Source organism: Caldanaerobacter sp. (genome assembly GCF_049701115.1).
Taxonomy (GTDB): Bacteria; Bacillota; Thermoanaerobacteria; order Thermoanaerobacterales; family Thermoanaerobacteraceae; genus Thermoanaerobacter.
This window is the reverse complement of record NZ_JBNATX010000018.1, coordinates 1-18,000: the sequence shown is the minus strand read 5'-3', so window position 1 is coordinate 18,000 and position 18,000 is coordinate 1. Positions and strand designations below refer to the sequence as shown.

Annotated in this window: 18 protein-coding genes; 17 read left to right on the top strand and 1 reads right to left on the bottom strand. The window is 38.8% G+C overall.

Translation table 11 applies throughout. From position 1 onward, the window contains the following. Positions 1–1,854, top strand: a complete 1,854-nt coding sequence (gene uvrC, locus ACPLVE_RS06670) for an excinuclease ABC subunit UvrC (protein WP_424610790.1) — start codon at positions 1–3, stop codon at positions 1,852–1,854. On the opposite strand, the gene ACPLVE_RS06665 is transcribed toward uvrC, so the two are convergent. Further along, on the bottom strand, positions 1,851–2,831 hold the full coding sequence (locus tag ACPLVE_RS06665) for a biotin--[acetyl-CoA-carboxylase] ligase (RefSeq protein ID WP_424610789.1): 981 nt from the start codon (positions 2,829–2,831) through the stop codon (positions 1,851–1,853). The genes uvrC and ACPLVE_RS06665 overlap by 4 nt on opposite strands. A 110-nt stretch (positions 2,832–2,941) precedes the next feature. On the opposite strand from ACPLVE_RS06665, the gene hprK reads away from it, so the two are divergent. The 16 genes from hprK to gyaR all read left to right on the top strand — a co-directional run bounded on the left by hprK (position 2,942) and on the right by gyaR (position 17,917). Further along, positions 2,942–3,859: an HPr(Ser) kinase/phosphatase gene (gene hprK / locus ACPLVE_RS06660; RefSeq protein ID WP_424610788.1), complete on the top strand. Its 918-nt coding sequence runs from the start codon at positions 2,942–2,944 to the stop codon at positions 3,857–3,859. 14 nt (positions 3,860–3,873) lie between these two features. Beyond that, a complete protein-coding gene (locus ACPLVE_RS06655; RefSeq protein ID WP_424610787.1) occupies positions 3,874–4,611 on the top strand; it encodes a phosphatase in 738 nt (245 codons plus the stop codon). Next, positions 4,608–5,546, top strand: coding sequence for an ROK family protein (locus ACPLVE_RS06650; protein WP_424610786.1), 939 nt, complete (start codon positions 4,608–4,610; stop codon positions 5,544–5,546). The genes ACPLVE_RS06655 and ACPLVE_RS06650 overlap by 4 nt, the downstream gene beginning before the upstream one ends. A gap of 12 nt (positions 5,547–5,558) precedes the next feature. Next, positions 5,559–7,046 (top strand): long-chain-fatty-acid--CoA ligase, encoded by a 1,488-nt coding sequence (locus tag ACPLVE_RS06645; RefSeq protein ID WP_424610785.1) that lies wholly within the window; start codon positions 5,559–5,561, stop codon positions 7,044–7,046. A gap of 10 nt (positions 7,047–7,056) precedes the next feature. Continuing rightward, a complete protein-coding gene (locus tag ACPLVE_RS06640; RefSeq protein ID WP_424610784.1) occupies positions 7,057–7,650 on the top strand; it encodes a YesL family protein in 594 nt (197 codons plus the stop codon). Between the two features lie 87 nt (positions 7,651–7,737). Next, a complete protein-coding gene (gene amrA / locus ACPLVE_RS06635; protein ID WP_424610783.1) occupies positions 7,738–9,123 on the top strand; it encodes an AmmeMemoRadiSam system protein A in 1,386 nt (461 codons plus the stop codon). Next, a complete protein-coding gene (gene amrS / locus ACPLVE_RS06630) occupies positions 9,124–10,110 on the top strand; it encodes an AmmeMemoRadiSam system radical SAM enzyme (RefSeq protein ID WP_424610782.1) in 987 nt (328 codons plus the stop codon). 144 nt (positions 10,111–10,254) lie between these two features. Continuing rightward, positions 10,255–10,482, top strand: coding sequence for a hypothetical protein (locus ACPLVE_RS06625; RefSeq protein ID WP_424610781.1), 228 nt, complete (start codon positions 10,255–10,257; stop codon positions 10,480–10,482). 68 nt (positions 10,483–10,550) lie between these two features. Further along, complete coding sequence (locus tag ACPLVE_RS06620; RefSeq protein WP_424610780.1) at positions 10,551–10,886, top strand: hypothetical protein; 336 nt, start codon at positions 10,551–10,553, stop codon at positions 10,884–10,886. A 152-nt stretch (positions 10,887–11,038) separates the two neighbouring features. Further along, a complete protein-coding gene (locus ACPLVE_RS06615; protein ID WP_424610779.1) occupies positions 11,039–12,034 on the top strand; it encodes a LacI family DNA-binding transcriptional regulator in 996 nt (331 codons plus the stop codon). A gap of 52 nt (positions 12,035–12,086) precedes the next feature. Beyond that, on the top strand, positions 12,087–13,175 hold the full coding sequence (locus ACPLVE_RS06610; protein WP_424610778.1) for a Gfo/Idh/MocA family protein: 1,089 nt from the start codon (positions 12,087–12,089) through the stop codon (positions 13,173–13,175). A 13-nt stretch (positions 13,176–13,188) separates the two neighbouring features. Further along, a complete protein-coding gene (locus ACPLVE_RS06605) occupies positions 13,189–14,235 on the top strand; it encodes a Gfo/Idh/MocA family protein (RefSeq protein WP_424610777.1) in 1,047 nt (348 codons plus the stop codon). Between the two features lie 14 nt (positions 14,236–14,249). Then, positions 14,250–14,996, top strand: coding sequence for a sugar phosphate isomerase/epimerase family protein (locus tag ACPLVE_RS06600; protein ID WP_424610776.1), 747 nt, complete (start codon positions 14,250–14,252; stop codon positions 14,994–14,996). Then, on the top strand, positions 14,997–15,911 hold the full coding sequence (locus ACPLVE_RS06595; protein WP_424610775.1) for a sugar phosphate isomerase/epimerase family protein: 915 nt from the start codon (positions 14,997–14,999) through the stop codon (positions 15,909–15,911). Between the two features lie 90 nt (positions 15,912–16,001). Next, entirely contained in the window at positions 16,002–16,922 is a 921-nt protein-coding gene (locus ACPLVE_RS06590; protein ID WP_424610774.1) for an AEC family transporter, read from the top strand. A gap of 20 nt (positions 16,923–16,942) precedes the next feature. Then, the gene (gene gyaR, locus ACPLVE_RS06585; RefSeq protein ID WP_424610773.1) at positions 16,943–17,917 is read left to right on the top strand and encodes a glyoxylate reductase; all 975 of its coding nucleotides are present in this window, start codon (positions 16,943–16,945) and stop codon (positions 17,915–17,917) included. Positions 17,918–18,000 lie beyond the last annotated feature (83 nt).

Sequence of the window (18,000 nt, the reverse complement as noted above, 5' to 3'; positions counted from 1 at the left end):
GTGGATTTGCAGGAAAAGTTAAAACTTTTGCCTGAAAAACCGGGAGTATACCTGATGAAGGATGAGGAAGGGAATATAATCTATGTGGGTAAAGCCTCTGTTTTGAAAAACAGGGTTAGGCAGTACTTTCAAAACACTGACAATCAGCCTCCAAAAGTGAAGGTAATGCTTTCTCACGTGGAAGACTTTGAATACATCGTAACAGATACAGAGCTTGAGGCTTTGATGCTAGAGTGCAACCTCATTAAAAAATACAAGCCAAAGTACAACGTGCTTTTAAAAGACGACAAAAATTATCCTTATATAAAAATTACTGTGGCAGAAGATTATCCCAGAATAATGTTCACAAGGAAAATAGACATGGACGGAGCTAAATATTTTGGACCATATAGCAGCGCTTTTGCTGTTAGAGAGACTATAAAACTTGTCAGAAAAATGTTTCCCATAAGAACCTGTAGTGTTAACATAGAGAAAAGTCTTGGTAAAGTGAGAGAATGTCTTTATTACCACATAGGACTTTGTTCTGCGCCCTGTACAGGGAAAATAAAGAAGGAAGAATATAGAAAATTAGTGGAACAAGCAGTCATGTTTTTGGAAGGGAAAAGAGAATGGCTTATTGAGAAATTAAAGGAAGAAATGCAGAAGGCTGCCGATGAGCTCAGGTTTGAAGAAGCGGCAAGGCTAAGAGACCAGATTTTTGCCATAGAAAAGATTTCGGAAAAGCAGAAGGTGACTTCTCTCCGCGAAGATGAGCAGGATGTAATATCAATGGCGAGAAGTGATGATATTGCGCATATAGAAGTGTTTTTTGTAAGAGAGGGGAAGCTAAGCGGAAGAGAATATTATTACATGAAAAATACAGAGGGGATGGAAAGAGAAGAGATAATTTCTTCTTTTATAAAGCAGTTTTACGAGAGTTCTCCTTCTGTGCCAAAAGAAATAATAATCGATGTGGAGTTAGAGGAAAAGGACCTTCTAGAGGACTGGCTTTCACAGAAGAGGGGAAACAGAGTGAGCATTACAGTACCTTTAAGAGGAAAGAAAAAAGAGCTTGTGGACATGGTGTATCAAAATGCGGTAGAAGCTCTAAAAAACGAGATCCTGGCGAGAGAAAAGATATTAAAAGACCCGGCTGTATTAGAGCTTTCAAACCTTTTAGGGATTGAATACCCTAAGAGGATAGAAGCCTATGATATTTCCAATGTGAGAGGAGATGACAACGTAGGCTCTATGGTGGTTTTTGTTGATGGAAAGCCTAAAAAGAGCGAGTACAGGAAGTTTACTATCAAGTATGTGGAAGGGCAGGATGACTATCAGAGCATGAGGGAGATGATTGAAAGAAGGTTTAATCATGCGCTGGAGGAGGAGAAGCAAATAAAAGAGGGTACTCTGGAAAAAGAAAAAGCTAAATTTATTGATATGCCTGACCTTATACTGATAGATGGTGGAATTGGTCATGTGAATGCGGTTCTAGGGGTTTTAAATGAAATGGGCATTTCTATTCCTGTGTATGGAATGGTAAAAGATTCAAGGCACAGGACGAGAGGACTTGTAGGGGTTTCTGGGGAAGTCCAGATGCCTGTGACTGGAAGGGCTTTTAGACTTGTGGCTCAAATACAGGAAGAAGCTCACCGGTTTGCTATAACTTTTCATAGAGAAAGGCAGAGTAAAAGATTTAAGACAGAACTTTTAGACATCAAAGGAATTGGGGAAAAGAGGGCAAAAGCCCTCTATGAAGCTTTTGGATCAATTGAGGAAATAAGAAAAGCTTCTCTTGAGGACCTTAGAAAAGTTAAAGGAATGGATGAAAGGTCAGCAAAATCAGTTTATCAATATTTTCACGGCGAAGTTTAAATGTAGTCTAAAAGTCCCCTTACAGAGACTTCTCCTGATAGGAGGGCTATTTCTCCACCTTTTTCTGTTCTTATTACCAGTTTTCCCTCTTTATCTATTGTGATAGCCTGTCCTTTTATTTCTCTGTCAGTGTAAATTACTCTCACTTCTTTACCTATTGTTATAGAGTTTTCAACTACTAGAGGTCTTAATATTTCAAATCCCTTTTTTTCATATTCTTCATAATAAAGTTCCAAATTATTTAAGAGAGAAGCTAAAAGCTTTTTTCTGTCCACAGGTTTTCCTAGTTCTAACTGCAAAGAAGTGGCTTTTTCTTTTAAGTCATCTGGAAATTTTGTACAATTCACATTTATTCCTATGCCTATTACTATGTAGTTTACGACATCTATTTCTGATGACATCTCTGTCAGAATGCCACAAACTTTTTTGCTGTTTAAAATTATATCGTTTGGCCATTTGATTTTCGTTTTTATGCTGCAAACCTCTTCTATTGCCTTTACTACTGCTAAAGCTGCTACTTGGGTTAAAGATACAGTTTTCTCTGGCCTTATTTGAGGCTTCAATATTACGGATGTAAGGATACAAGAGTTTTTTTCGGAAAACCAGCTTCTACCCATTCTTCCCCTGCCTTTTGTCTGTTCTTCTGCTACAATTACTGTTCCATTTGGCACTTTGTAAGCGAGCTCTTTTGCCATGTCGTTTGTAGAGCTTAAGCTTTCTTTATGTATATAGTTTCTTCCTATGAATTTAGTAGTGAGATAAGGGGCGATTTCTTCATAAATTAAAAGGTCAGGCTCAGAAATTAAGCAATATCCTAATCTGCGATGAGCATTTATTTTGTATCCTAGTTCTTCGAGCTCTTTTATTTGCTTCCAGATAGCCGTCCGTGAGACTTGCAAAGCCTCAGAAAGTTTTTGACCCGAGATAAAATTCCCTTTGTTTTGTTTTAAAATCTCCATGAGTTTTTGTTTATCCATTTTTTTCACCTCATTTTCCTCTAGAAAATATTATAAACCAGGTTTACTTACTTTCCAATAAATAATATAATTGAATTAAATGCGGGGTTTTTAGGGCGGAGGTGAAAGATGTGGAAAAAGTCTCTGTAGAAACTCTAATAAAAGACTTAAACCTAGAGGTCATTGTAGAAGCAGTAAATAACAAGATAGACATAACCACAAGTGATGTCAACAGACCAGGACTTCAGTTTGCTGGCTTTTACGAGCACTTTGCTTATGAGAGAGTACAGATAATGGGTAAAGTGGAGACTACTTTTGTAGAGCAGCTTTCAGATGAAATTTTAGCAGAAAGGGCAGACAAGTTCTTCGCATATCCTATTCCCTGTCTCATTGTAACCAGGGATTTAAATATAAGGCAGGAGATAATAGAGGCTGCAAGAAAGCATGACAGATATCTTCTAAGGACGAAAGAGGCATCTACTAAGTTTATAAACAGGCTTATAAACTACCTTGATGAGAAGCTAGCACCTCAAATCACCATTCACGGAAATCTGGTGGATGTCTACGGCATAGGAGTCCTGCTTTTAGGGGAAAGTGGCATAGGTAAGAGCGAAACAGCTCTGGAACTTGTGAAAAGAGGGCACAGGCTGGTGGCAGATGATGCCGTAGAGATACGCAAAATAGGAGAAGACAAGCTTCAGGGCAGTGCTCCTGAGATAATAAGGCATTTTATTGAAATAAGAGGGATAGGAATTCTGGATGTTAAAACTTTATACGGCGTAGGTTCTGTGAGAAATAGCATGAGCATAGATTTAGTAATTCAGTTAGAAGAGTGGGATGAGGATAAGTACTATGACAGGTTGGGACTTGAGGACGAGTATATAAAATTCCTTGACGTGGAAGTTCCTAAGCTCACCATCCCTGTTCGACCTGGAAGAAACCTGGCAATTATTGTAGAGGTTGCTGCGATGAACCATAGGCAGAAACAGATGGGCTACAACGCAGCCCATGAATTGAATAAAAAACTTTTAAAACAGGTGAGAAATTAGAGAGGAGGAGAAAATTGAAGCTTGTCTTAGATACGCATACCCATACTATTGCCAGTGGGCATGCCTTCAGCACGATTATAGAAAATGCCAGGGAAGCCTTTAAAAAGGGGCTTCAGCTTATATGCATCACCGATCACGGACCAGAAATGCCTGGAGGTCCGCATATATACTACTTTGGGAACTTGAAGGTTATACCTGAGAAAGTAGAGGGGGTTGAAATATTAAAAGGAATAGAAGCCAACATAATGAATGAGGAAGGAAGGTTGGACCTTCCAGAAAGGATTCTAAAAAAGCTTGACATTGTAATTGCAAGCCTTCACGATGAATGTTTTGAGCCGAGTGAAGATGTAGAAAGAAACACGAAAGCATTAATAAATGCCATAAAAAACCCTTACGTGGACATAATAGGGCATCCAGGTAACCCCATATATCCTATCGATATCGAGAAAGTGCTTGAAGCCGCTAAAGAGTATGGCAAGTTTATAGAAATAAACAACAGTTCTTTTGTAACCTCACGGAAAGGCAGTGAAAAGATATGCCCTATAATAGCCAGAAAAGCTAAGGAATTGGGAGTTAGGGTGGCGGTAGGAAGTGATGCTCATATATGCTTTGATGTAGGACGATTTGACGAGGCGATAAGGCTTTTAGAAGATATCAATATGCCAGAAGAGCTCATATTAAACACTTCTGTAGATAAGATAAAGCAATATTTACAGGAAAAGAAAAAAAGAATTGGGGGAGGAGATGTATGAGAATAGGAGTGGACCTTGGAGGAACAAACATAGCAGTTGGCTTGGTAGAGGAGGATGGCAAAATAATTGCTACGGGCAGTAGACCTACCAAGCCTGAGAGAGGATATGAGGCGATTGCAAGAGATATAGCAGAACTGAGCTTTGAACTTTTAAACCGGATGGGAATAAACATAAAAAATATAAAGTCAATGGGGATTGGTGTTCCAGGGGTTGCAGACAATGAAAAAGGGATAGTGATAAGGGCGGTTAATCTCTTTTGGACGAAAGTTCCTTTAGCGAAAGAAATAAGAAAATACATTGACCTTCCCATATACATGGAAAACGACGCAAATGTGGCTGCACTGGCAGAGGCTACTTTTGGTGCCGGCAGAGGTTCGAGGTCTTCTGTGACAATTACTTTAGGGACAGGGGTCGGTTCCGGATTTATACTGGATGGAAAGATTTACAGCGGTGCCCATCACTTTGCTCCAGAGATAGGTCACATGGTCATTGGAGATAATGGCATAAGATGTAATTGCGGTAAAATTGGCTGTTTTGAGACTTATGCTTCTGCTACTGCCTTGATAAGGGAAGGGAAAAAAGCTGCTAAGAGGAATCCAAATACTTTAATTCTAAAGTTTGCAAATGGAGATATAGAGAGTATTACTGCCAAAAATGTAATAGATGCCGCAAAGCAGTACGATGAAGAAGCGTTAAAGATTTTTGAAGAATATGTAAAATATCTAGCGATTGGAATTGTAAACATAATAAACTTATTTGACCCAGAAGTCATAATATTAGGCGGCGGAGTAGCAAATGCGGGAGATTTTCTTCTAAAGCCTCTTAAAAAAGAGGTGGCAGAAAACATACTGTTTAAAGAACTTCCCTATGCTGACATAAGGAAGGCTGAGCTTGGAAATGACGCCGGCATAATTGGTGCCGCTATATTAAGTTAAAGGAGGATCATTATGAGAATTTTTGAGGTGCATAAAAAGTCGGGTGTTTCAGATAGTCACATAGCCATAAAATTTAAAGACAGAGTTTATACTTATGGAGAAGTGGACACTTTAATAGATAAATATGCTTCTTTTTTTCAATCAATAGGTGTTAAAAAAGGAGATAGAGTTGCCCTGAGCTTTCCAAATTGTCCCGAATACATATTTTCATTTATGGGAGCTTCAAAAGCAGGAGCGATTGTTGTCCCTCTTAATATGATGCTTACTTTAGAAGAAATAGGATACATCATAATGGAGTCAGGGACTTCTGTCCTTGTAGTTCACCCTGCTATTGCTCAAAAAGTAGATAAGTCCCAGCTTGCAAGGCTTAATTTAAAAAATGTAGTTGTAATGGATGAAAATACTGTTAGTGAAATTTTAAAAATGAAGTCTCCTGCGCCAGTAGATATAGAATCCAATGAAGTGTGTGCTTTTTTGTACACTTCTGGGACTACGGGTAAACCGAAAGGCGCTATGCTCACACACGACAATTTTGTCTCTGACGTAAAAATGCTATACGATGTATCGAGGGTGATTGACCTGGGTCCCCATGATAATTTTTTAGCTGTACTTCCTCTTTTCCACAGTTTTTCCTGGACAGTCAATGTGCTGTTAGGACTTTATCTGGGTTCTACTATAACACTTAAAGAAACTTTCATGCCGAAAGATACGCTGGAGACCCTCATACAGGAAGACGTAACTGTTTTTTGCGGTGTTCCCTCTATGTTTGCAGTATTGATGAGAATGGCAGAAAAAGGACAATTTAAAGCTTTAAGGCTTGCAATATCTGGAGGAGCGCCGCTGGCAGCAGAAGTACAGAGAGGTTTTGAAGAAAAATTCAACTTTCCGCTTGTAGAAGGCTATGGATTAAGTGAAGCAGCCCCTGTTGCCCTTTTAAATCCTCTTGATCCAAAAGCTTTAAGAAAGCCGGGTTCCATAGGTTTTCCACTGCCAGGGGTTGAAGCAAAAATAGTAGATGAAAATGACAATGAGCTTCCAGTAGGAGAAGTGGGAGAGCTTGTCCTTAAGGGGCCTAATGTAATGGTGGGTTATCATAATATGCCAGAAGAGACCGCTAAGACCCTAAGAAATGGATGGCTACACACAGGAGACCTTGCTAAAAAAGATGAAGATGGGTATTTCTACATTGTAGATAGACTGAAGGACATGATAATAACAGGAGGTTTCAACGTATATCCAAGAGAAATTGAAGAAGTGCTTTTAACTCACCCTGCTGTGCTTGAAGCAGCTGTAGTAGGAGTTGGGGACCCTCTGAAGGGTGAAGAAATAAAGGCTTTTATAGTATTAAAAGAGGGCGCCGAGGCAGACAGAAAAGAACTTCAATCTTTCTTAAGGGACAAAATTGCCTCTTATAAAATCCCGAAATATTTTGAATTTGTGAAAGAACTTCCTAAAACTCCTACAGGGAAGGTGAATAAAAAACTTTTAAAACAGATGTAAGGTGAAAAAAATGAGAGATTCTAAATTATGGGATTTTGCATATTTTATAACAGACCTGATGATACTAAACGTCCTGTGGCTTTTAGCTTCACTGCCTGTTATTACTGTTTTTCACTCTACAGATGCCTTATTTTATTCTATACGCCTTTTGAGAAAGGATGAGGGAGGAAGCGTCTGGAAAGAGTTCTGGAGAGGATTTGTAAGGCACTTCTGGTGGATGACGGCAAATTTCTTTATCACGGCGTTGGCTCTCTTTATACTTTATGTGGACATACAGTTTTTTACTCACCAGCGCTCCTCCTTTGGCTATATTTTAAGCGGGCTTCTTCTCTCAATGGGACTTATGTTTTTGATAACTTTAATTTATACTTTCTTAACAGCGCAGTATTACGAAGGCAATCTTTTAGGGCTTTGGAAGACATCTTTTGTGCTGGGGTTAGGACATTTGCCTCATACAATTCTTATAATAGGTATAATAACACTTGCTTTCCTTGTGCTTCAGGTTGTACCAATAACTTTTTTCCTCATTTTAATAAGTGGAACGGCATATCTTATAGACATTGTTTTTGAGGGGATTGTAAAAAAGTACATAAAGAAAGATTAGCTATAAAGCTTCATCTCAAATAAATGGGATGAAGCTTTTATTATTGTGGTATAATCAATTATAGAAAGTGTCAAAGAGGTGTTAAATATGGGAGAACTGGTGGGTTGTTACCTGATGCCTCATCCTCCTATAATTGTGCACGAGGTAGGGCGCGGAGAAGAAAGAAAAATACAAAAGACAATTGACTCTCTTGAAAATATTTCCCAAGAAATAAAACAAAAGTGGCCGGACACGGTGATAGTGATAACACCCCATGGCTATGTATTTAAAGATGCTGTTTCAATAACTACATTACCTTTTCTAGAAGGAGATTTATCTCAATTTGGCGCAAGAGAAGTAAAATTTAAATTTGAAAATGATTTAGACCTGGCAAGAGAAATAGTGGAAGAGACGAGTAAAAGGAATATACCAATAGTAGAAGTAAGTGAGGAACTCATAAAGAAATACGTACTTCCCAAAAAGCTTGACCACGGAACAATTGTACCTTTATACTTTGTTACCAAACAATATCCTGATTTCAAATTAATCCACATGTCTTATGGCTTTTTGCCCTTTGAAAAGCTTTATGAGTTTGGCGTTGCAATAAAAGATGCAATAAACAGATCAAGTAAAAGAGTAGTTTTCATAGCAAGCGGCGATTTATCCCATAAATTGACTCCAAACAGTCCAAATGGTTACACTCCAAAAGGAGAAGTTTTTGACAAGACCCTTTTACAATTGCTTTCAGAGATGAAAGTAGAAGAAATATTAAAAATGGATGAGGATTTGATAGAAGAAGCTGCCGAATGTGGTTTTAGATCTGTCTGCGTAATGTTGGGGGTTTTAGATGGATATGAAGTCAGAGCAAATGTTCTTTCTCACGAAGGTCCTTTTGGAGTCGGGTATGGTGTTGCAAAATTTGATGTAACAGGCTATAAAGGCACAAGTTTACTTGAAAGATTTTCTGCAGAAGAAGACCCTTATGTGAAACTTGCAAAAGAAAGCCTTGAATACTATGTGAAATACGGGCGTCCCATGCCCGTCCCCGAAGGGCTTCCTGAGGAAATGTACAAAAGAAAAGCGGGAGTTTTTGTGACACTTCATAAAAAGGGAGAGCTTAGAGGCTGTATAGGAACAGTAGTTCCGCAGAAGAAAAACGTAGCTGAAGAGATAATAAGAAATGCCATAAGTGCAGGTTTTGAGGATCCCCGTTTTCCTCCGGTTAGAGAGGAAGAGCTTCCCGAAATCGAATATTCTGTCGATGTATTAATGCCTCCACAGCCTGTGAAATCAAAAGATGAGCTTGATCCCAAGAGATATGGAGTTATCGTGAGGAAGGGATTTAGAGCAGGACTTCTACTGCCTGATATAGAGGGAGTGGACACTGTAGAGGAGCAGCTTTCTATTGCTTTGAGGAAAGCCGGGATTAGGCCTGATGAGGATTACACGATTGAGAAATTTGAGGTTGAAAGGCACGAACAAAGGGTGTTTTAAATGCTAAAAGAAGCCATGTTTTATGAAAAATCAGAAAATAATGCCGTTAGGTGCCGGCTATGTCCTCACAACTGCTATATCCCTGAAGGGCGATATGGAGTATGCGGGGTTAGAAAAAACGTAGGTGGCAGACTTTTTTCAGAAAATTACGGAGTGATAACCTCTATTGCCTTGGACCCTATAGAGAAAAAACCCCTTTATCATTTTTATCCTGGCAGTTATATTTTTTCCGTAGGTACTTACGGCTGCAATTTAAAATGCAAGTTTTGTCAAAATTGGGAAATTGCTCATCAAAAGTGGGAGGGGGACTTTATCTCGCCTCAAGACCTCATACTCCACGCAAAGAGGCAGAGGCACAACATAGGTATAGCTTTTACTTATAATGAGCCTCTCATATGGTATGAATACGTATATGAAGGCTTGCAAGAGGCGAAAAAACAAGGGCTAAAAACAGTTCTCGTGACAAATGGATATATAAACCCTGAGCCTTTGAAAAATTTACTTCCATATGTCGATGCGATGAATATAGATGTAAAAGCCTTTACAGAAGATTTTTACAAAAAAATAGTAGGTGGGAGATTAGATCCTGTACTAAAAACAGTGGAGGAAGCCTCAAAACACAGTCATGTAGAGGTTACGAATTTGATTGTGACGGATTTAAATGACAGTGAAGAGGAGATAAGGAATTTGTCTAAATGGCTTTCCCAAATTGACAAGAATATCCCTCTACATTTTTCTAGATATTTTCCTCAGTACAAACTTACCAACCCTCCAACTCCTATTTCTACCCTTGAAAGAGCGCGTGACATTGCAAAGGAGTATCTGAATTTTGTATACATAGGAAATGTTTTAGGAATTGATAGCAACACCTATTGCCCTTACTGTAACAATCTTCTCATTGAAAGGCATGGGTTTTATGCAAAAATAAAAGGGCTTGACGGCAATAGGTGTAATAAGTGCGGTAGTGTCGTAGATGTAGTTGTATAAGTGTCAGACAAGAGGGACGGTTCCGTTTGTCTAAATTTTTCGGATGAAAGGAACCGTCCCCTTTTTCTTTTTTGTGACAATACTCTACTTTGTTTCATATATTATCTTTAGACTACTACTTTTTTGAATTCTGGAGGGAGATTGATGGAGGAAGTAAAAAAGGAATTTGAAAAGGCAATTGACGCCTTAAAATATGCCATGGAACTTTCTTTTAAGGAATACAAAAAAGACCCTGCGAAAAAAGACCAGATAGTGGATCTTTGGCAAAACACTATAGGAGAATTTTTACAATATTTTTCTAAAATTAGTGAAAAATATAATGCAAAAGAATTGTATAAGGCTATAACAAAAGTTATGATTTTTGGCAAATAACACATTAAATTTTATCAAAAAAACGGGGGAAAAATATTAATGAGCGAAAGAAAGGAGGAAAGATAAAAATGGCTATTTTAAAATTTCTTTCCTCCAGAAAATTTTACTGGGGGGCTGTTGCAGCGGCTTTAGGCATGATGCTTTACCCTAAGGCTAAAGAGAATATAAAGCCCTCATTGGAGAAAAGCTTAAAAGAAATGCAGGATGCCGTAAATAAAGCAGTTCAATTTTTTGATGAAAATAAGCAAAAAATAACCGAAGCGATTAGAAATAAAATAGAAGAATTAAATCAGACTGTGGGAAAAGGCAGTATAAACAAACAGAAAGAAGAGGCTTTGAACCAGTTGGAATATCTTAAGGCTAAAATTCAGGCTTTGGAGGAAGAAATAAAATCCTTAGAGTGAATTGCCTGACCTTTTAGGTTGGGCTTTTTTAATTATTGATTTTTTAAAAATTAGTGGTATAATAGTTAATGTAATGCGTTACAAAAATTGCAGGAAAAATGGTTAGAATTTATTGAAAAATACTATGTAATCTGTTACACAGGAGGCTTGCGATGGCTAATATAAGAGATGTTGCAAAGAGGGCAGGGGTTTCTGTTGCCACAGTCTCACGAGTTTTAAACAATAGCGATTTGGTATCAGAAGAGACTCGTGAGAGAGTTTTAAAAGCCATAAAAGAGTTAAATTACCATCCCAATCTTCTTGGCAGAAATTTAAGGCGCTTGAAAACGAAGATGGTGCTGGCGCTCATGCCAAACGTGTCGAACCCCTTCTATGCAAGAGTTGTAAAGGGAATAGAAGATGTAGCTCATAAAAATGGATACAATGTAATGCTTTGCAACACAGATTCAGATCCTGAGAGGGAAAAAGCGTATTTGGAACTTTTGAAGAATAAGCTGGCAGACGGAGTCATCCTCATGGCATCAGTTATGGGAAAAGACGAGTTAACTCTTCTGGCTAACAATTACTCTGTAGTTCAATGCTGTGAATACATAGAAGGAGCGGGTGCATCTTATGTCTCTATAGACAATTTTTCTGCTGCCTATAAAGCTGTAAACCACCTTATAAATTTGGGCCACAGAAGGATAGCGCTGATTACCTGTAAAAACGACTTTATTTCCACCAGGCAAAGAGAAACAGGATACAGAAAGGCCCTGGAGGATGCAAATATAGAATTTGATGAGAATTTGATAAAATATGGGGATTACAGTTTTAAAAGCGGGATGAGACTAACCAGACAGCTTTTATCTCTAGAAGAGAGGCCTACTGCCATATTTGCAATTTCTGACATAATGGCTATCGGAGCTATAAAGGCTTTAAAAGAAGAGGGATTTAAAGTTCCGGACGATGTAGCAGTTGTAGGATTTGACGATATAAGCTTTGCCTCCATGTACGACCCGTCTCTTACCACGGTATCTCAGCCTAAATACGATTTGGGATGTATCGCGATGGAGGTCCTCTTAAAGCATATTGAAGGGGAACTGGAAGAGCCGCAGAGAATTTTTCTGGAGTACGAGCTTGTTATAAGGGAGTCAACAGTCAAGTATTAAAAATTGCCCTTTGAGGCAATTTTCAAAATAAACATCAAAGGGAGGAAGAAAAATGTCCAAGGAAAAAGTGAGAGTAGGCATAATTGGCTGCGGAGGGATAGCTTTTGGAAAGCACATGCCTTCTTTGGCAAAATTGGACAATGTTGAAATGGTGGCCTTTTGTGACATCATAGAAGAGAGGGCTAGGAAGGCGGCAAAAGAATATGGCACAAAAGACGCGAAAGTATATACGGATTACAAAAAACTTCTTGAAGATAAAACGATAGATGTGGTTCATGTTTGTACCCCCAACAAGTCTCATGCAGACATAACTGTTGATGCTCTTTACGCTGGAAAGCATGTAATGTGTGAAAAGCCAATGGCGAAGACTGCAGAAGGCGCAAGAAAGATGGTAGAAGCTTATAAGAAGGCAGGCAAAAAGCTTACAATAGGGTATCAGAATCGCTTCAGGCCGGATTCCCAGTATTTACATAAAATTTGCCAGAATGGAGAGCTTGGCGAAATTTATTTTGCAAAGGCGTATGCAGTGAGGCGCCGTGCTGTTCCCACATGGGGGGTTTTCCTAGATGAAGAAGAGCAGGGAGGAGGTCCTCTAATCGATATAGGAACCCATTCTCTCGATCTGACCCTTTGGATGATGAACAATTACAACCCCAGGATGGTGGTTGGCACAGTGTACCACAAATTAGGCAAGATGGCAAATGCGGCAAACGCATGGGGACCGTGGGACCCTGAAAAATTCACAGTAGAAGATTCTGCCTTTGGGTTTATAGTCATGGAAAATGGGGCTACCATCATATTAGAATCCAGCTGGGCTTTGAACACACTGGATGTCGGGGAAGCGATGACGACTCTTTGCGGTACAGAAGGTGGAGCCGATATGAGAGATGGGCTTCGCATAAATGGCGAGAGGTTTGGACGCCTTTACACTACAAAAGTATCTTTTGACATAGGCGGTGTTGCGTATTACGAAGGGAAAGGAGAAGACCCCGGGTATCTGGAAGCCAAGTCCTGGATAGATGCCGTTGTAAATGACAGAGAGCCAATTGTAAAGCCAGAAGAAGCTTTGGTAGTAAGCGAGATACTAGAGGCTATTTACACATCAGCTAAGACAGGAGAGCCTGTATACTTTAATAAGTAATGGGGGTTTATGCATGAAAAAACTCAGATACGCATGTGTCGGTGCAGGTGCAGTTGCCGATTACAAGCACCTACTCGGTTATTCAAGATTAAAAGATGTTGAAATTGTAGCCATATCTGACCCGGATGTTGGGGCAGCTAAGAGGCTGGCAGAGAAGTACAGTATTCCTCATGTTTACGAAAACTATGAAGAAATGTTTGAAAAAGAAAAACTTGACCTCATTAGCATATGCACTCCCAATTATTTGCATGCTCCTATTTCTATAAAGGCGATGGAGAAGGGAATTCACGTCCACTGCGAAAAGCCCATGACTTTAAATGCCAAAGAGGCCCACAAAGTAGTTGAAGCGAAGAATAAATATGGGGCAAAATTTATGGTGGGATTAAATAACAGATTTACAAACGAATCTTACTTTGTAAAAAAATACATAGAAGAAGGCTATCTTGGAGAAATATACCATGTAAAGACGGGATGGAGGAGGAGAAGAGGCATTCCGGGTAAAGGCGGATGGTTTACCACAAAAGAATTATCTGGAGGAGGGCCTTTGATAGATTTGGGCGTGCATTTTATTGACCTGGTCATGTATTTTATGGACTATCCGGAGGTTAAGTCCGTTTCGGCAGCTACCTACTCTAAATTTTCAAATAGCATAAGCTGGAATGGATGGAGTGAAGCAAAATCAGGCAATGGCATTTACAATGTAGAGGATATGGCAGTAGGATTTATAAGACTTAAAAATGGTACTACAATTGACTTTGAATTTAGCTGGGCCTCTAATATTGAGGGAGATTACAACTACTATGAAATTTTAGGAGATAAAGGCGGTATATGGTTCAAAAATGGTCAGATAAAGGTATTTTCAGAAGTTGTGAATACTTTAGTGGACATAATGCCAAATACAAACTATCCCAAGAAGCCTTTAGACGAGTTTGAACACTTTGTAAACTGCATAAAAGAAGATAAAGAACCTTTGGCTTCAGCGGAAGAGGGAGCAAAACTTATGGAAATAATAGATGCGGCGTATCTGTCTGCTGAAAAGGGAGTTGAAATAGTTCTTTAAAGGAGGTTTGAAAAATGGTACCTGTTGCGCTTCAACTTTATACCTTAAGGGAAGAGACTCAGAAGGACTTTATAGGTACTCTTGAGAAAGTGGCAGAGATGGGATATGAAGGTGTAGAATTTGCAGGATATGGAGGATTAAAGGCAAGCGAACTTAAAAAGGTTTTAGATAGGACTGGTCTTAAGGCAGCCGGGTCGCATGTGGGTATAGAGTTACTGAAGAAGGATTTAAACGGAGTTTTAGAGTACAGCCTTGAAATAGGGAACAGGTATATAGTGTGTCCCGGCGTTCCCTATAAATCAAAAGAGGACTATATTGAGATGGCAAAGTTTTTCAATGAAGTAGGGGAAAGGTGCAAAGAAAAAGGGCTTATTTTCTGCTATCACAATCACGCCCATGAATTTGAAATTTATGATGGAGAATACGGCCTTGATATACTTTTTAAGAATACGGATAAAGAACTGGTGAAGGCAGAAATTGATGTTTACTGGGTAAAATACGCTGGAGTAGAGCCTCTGGAATATTTGAAGAAATTTCCTGGGAGGCTTCCTCTCATTCATTCAAAAGATATGGACGGAAAGGATAGGAGCAATACAGAGATAGGTAGGGGAATAATTGACTTTAAAAAGATAGTAAAAGTTGCAGAAGAGAATGGTGTGGAGTGGCTGATTGTTGAGCAGGATGAGTGCAAAAGGTCCCCTCTTGAGAGTGCAAAAATAAGCCTTGAGAATTTAAGAAGGATTTTAAAGGAGGAATTGTAAGTGTACATAGGGTTTTTAACAGTAGCTTTGAAGGACATGCCTTTAAAAGAAAAAGCCAAATGGGCGAGTGAAAATGGATTTAAATCCTTAGAAGTTGCCTGCTGGCCTAAAGATAACACTAGGGATTATTCAGGCACTGACATAGACGTGGAAACTTTGACAGAGGAAGAAGCAGAGGAGATAAAGAAATATTTTAAAGAGTACGGGCTCACAATTTCTTCTTTAGCATATTATGACAATAACCTGGATAAAGACCCTGAAAAGAGAAAATTTATAAACAACCATCTTAAAAAATGCATTGATGCAGCTAAAATGCTGGGCACTGATATGGTAGGAACCTTTGTGGGAAGAAACATTGAAAAAAGCATAAAAGACAATTTTGACGAGTTTGAGAGGGTTTTTACGGATATAATAAAGTATGCTGAAGATAGGGGTGTAAAGATCATAATAGAAAACTGTCCTATGGAGGGCTGGCAGATACACGGGCTTCCCGGGACAATATCCTTTACGCCGGAACTCTGGGAAGAGATGTTCAGAAGGATTCCATCCCCAAACTTTGGGCTAAATTTGGACCCTTCCCACCTTGTGTGGCAGTTTATAGATTACATAGAGGTGATACCAGAATTCAAAGACAGAATATTCCACGTCCACGCAAAAGACACGGAAATTTTTGAGGGAAAACTTAAAAGGTATGGAATTTTTGGGAGGCAGCTTTCCCCTGGAATGGGATATTGGAGGTACAGGATGCCAGGCATGGGAAAGGTGGACTGGGGAAGGTTTATAAAAACATTGAAGGAAAGTGGATATGATGGAGTTATAAGCATAGAGCACGAAGACCCTGTGTATGAGGGCAGTGAAGAAAAAGTTAAAGAGGGACTATTGCTGGGATTAAAACACTTAAGACAGTTTACATAGGTTTAATAAAGGTCCAACTGATGATGTTGGGCCTTTTTTGTAAATATTTAAAACTGTGATATAATTGAAATTGAAGAATGGAGTGAAAAAATGGTTGCATCTAAAATGGCAGAAATCCTTGTAGAAATTTTTATTGTTATGGCTGTTGGCTATTACGTAGCTTATATAAAGCTTGTAAAAGAAGAGCATTTCAAGATGCTAGCAGATTTAACCATTTTGGTTGCAACTCCACTGCTTATATTCTACAGCATGTATGTAAATTACACTCCAGAGCTATTAAAAGCCTCTTATAAATTACCTCTTGTGAGCTCTTTTACTGTGGTTTTAACTTTACTGATTTCCGCTTTTATCTTTAAACTACTTAAAGTTCCAGAAGAGAAGAAAAATGCTCTTTATGCTCTTTCTTCCTTTAGCAATACTATATTTTTGGGGCTCCCAATAAATATGGCACTGTATGGGGATATAAGTCTTCCATATGTCATCCTCTATGATTTGGGGCATACCCCTTTATTCTGGACTTTAGGTATCTGGGTTTTATCTGATGATAAATCTTTTGATATAAAAGGGCTTAAACAGATTTTAAATCCCTCTTTTATTTCCATAGTTTTAAGCTTCATGGTAGCATCTCTGCGAATACATGTGCCAGAGGTCATAATGAAGAGTGCTCATATGATAGGGAGTATAGCAATTCCAATGGCCCTTTTATTTATAGGGATGAATATGTACGTCATAGAAAAGGGAGACGTAAACTATTTCCTCTTTATTCCTGCTTTGATAAAGCTAATTTTAACCCCCTTAATCGCTTTTTTATTGGTCTATTATCTGAACCTGCCTGTTATTGCCAAGAAAGTTGCTGTACTTGAAGCTGCAATGCCCACAATGATTACTGTGGCAATTGTTGCAAGGCAGATGAATGAAAAGAACAGCTTTGCTTCTACAGTGGTGTTCATTGCAAACCTGCTTTCGTTTTTAACAATACCAATATTTTTGGTATTGTTAAATAAACTTTAAGTGGAGGAGTGATAGCAAGTATGTTTAAAGTTTTTATAACAAGAGCTATTCCAGAGGAGGGACTTGAACTTTTAAGGAAGTATTGCGAGGTAGAGGTGAGCCCATATGACAGGATGCTTACCAAAGAGGAACTTTTGGAAAAAATAAAAGACAAAGACGCAGTGATAACACAGCTTACTGATAAGGTAGATAAAGAGTTTTTTGAAGCTGCCAGAAATGTGAAGATTGTCGCAAATTATGCTGTGGGCTTTGACAATATAGATTTAGAGGAAGCAACAAAAAGAGGAGTTTACATAACAAATACTCCGGATGTCCTGACAAATGCCACTGCAGAACTAGCTTGGGCTCTTTTATTTGCTGCAGCAAGAAGAGTGGTAGAAGCGGATAAATTCATGAGGGCAGGTAAATTTCAGGGCTGGGCGCCAATGCTCTTTTTAGGAAAAGGTGTAACCGGGAAAACGTTAGGAGTTATAGGCGCAGGGAGAATAGGACAAGCTTTTGCTAAAATGGCAAAAGGCTTTGAAATGAAGATTTTATATAATGCCAGGACTCCGAAACCCGAATTTGAAAAAGAGACAGGAGCCAAGTACGTAGACTTAGATACTCTCCTTAAGGAGTCTGATTTTATCTCTATACATGTGCCTTTAACCCCTGAGACAAGGCATTTAATTGGGGAAAGGGAGCTAAAACTAATGAAAAATTCTGCAATATTGATAAACACAGGTAGAGGCCCTGTAGTGGATGAGAAAGCACTGGTTAAGGCTTTAAAAGAAAAATGGATTTACGCTGCAGGCTTAGACGTCTATGAAAGAGAACCAGAATTTGAAAAAGAGCTGGCCGAACTTGACAATGTTGTAATGCTTCCTCACATAGGAAGTGCAACAGAAGAAGCTAGAAGAGACATGTCAGTGCTTGTCGCCCAGAATATAATTGACGTGATAGAGGGAAGAGTCCCCCGCACATTGGTTAATAAGGATATTCTGAATAAAAAATAATCTTTAGGGATCACTTTTGGGATTCCTTCAGTTTGTTGACAAAATAAAGAAGTGGCATTTTGTGTGTAAATGCGACTTGTTGT

Excerpts from the sequence above, each read along its gene's own strand:
- ACPLVE_RS06620 (WP_424610780.1), top strand. The coding sequence starts at position 10,551 with ATGGCTATTTTAAAATTTCTTTCCTCCAGAAAATTTTACTGGGGGGCT.
- ACPLVE_RS06605 (WP_424610777.1), top strand. The coding sequence starts at position 13,189 with ATGAAAAAACTCAGATACGCATGTGTCGGTGCAGGTGCAGTTGCCGAT.
- amrA (WP_424610783.1), top strand. The coding sequence starts at position 7,738 with ATGGGAGAACTGGTGGGTTGTTACCTGATGCCTCATCCTCCTATAATT.
- ACPLVE_RS06650 (WP_424610786.1), top strand. The coding sequence starts at position 4,608 with ATGAGAATAGGAGTGGACCTTGGAGGAACAAACATAGCAGTTGGCTTG.
- ACPLVE_RS06645 (WP_424610785.1), top strand. The coding sequence starts at position 5,559 with ATGAGAATTTTTGAGGTGCATAAAAAGTCGGGTGTTTCAGATAGTCAC.
- ACPLVE_RS06615 (WP_424610779.1), top strand. The coding sequence starts at position 11,039 with ATGGCTAATATAAGAGATGTTGCAAAGAGGGCAGGGGTTTCTGTTGCC.
- ACPLVE_RS06590 (WP_424610774.1), top strand. The coding sequence starts at position 16,002 with ATGGTTGCATCTAAAATGGCAGAAATCCTTGTAGAAATTTTTATTGTT.
- ACPLVE_RS06610 (WP_424610778.1), top strand. The coding sequence starts at position 12,087 with ATGTCCAAGGAAAAAGTGAGAGTAGGCATAATTGGCTGCGGAGGGATA.
- gyaR (WP_424610773.1), top strand. The coding sequence starts at position 16,943 with ATGTTTAAAGTTTTTATAACAAGAGCTATTCCAGAGGAGGGACTTGAA.
- ACPLVE_RS06600 (WP_424610776.1), top strand. The coding sequence starts at position 14,250 with ATGGTACCTGTTGCGCTTCAACTTTATACCTTAAGGGAAGAGACTCAG.
- ACPLVE_RS06665 (WP_424610789.1), bottom strand. The coding sequence starts at position 2,831 with ATGGATAAACAAAAACTCATGGAGATTTTAAAACAAAACAAAGGGAAT.
- ACPLVE_RS06640 (WP_424610784.1), top strand. The coding sequence starts at position 7,057 with ATGAGAGATTCTAAATTATGGGATTTTGCATATTTTATAACAGACCTG.
- ACPLVE_RS06625 (WP_424610781.1), top strand. The coding sequence starts at position 10,255 with ATGGAGGAAGTAAAAAAGGAATTTGAAAAGGCAATTGACGCCTTAAAA.
- amrS (WP_424610782.1), top strand. The coding sequence starts at position 9,124 with ATGCTAAAAGAAGCCATGTTTTATGAAAAATCAGAAAATAATGCCGTT.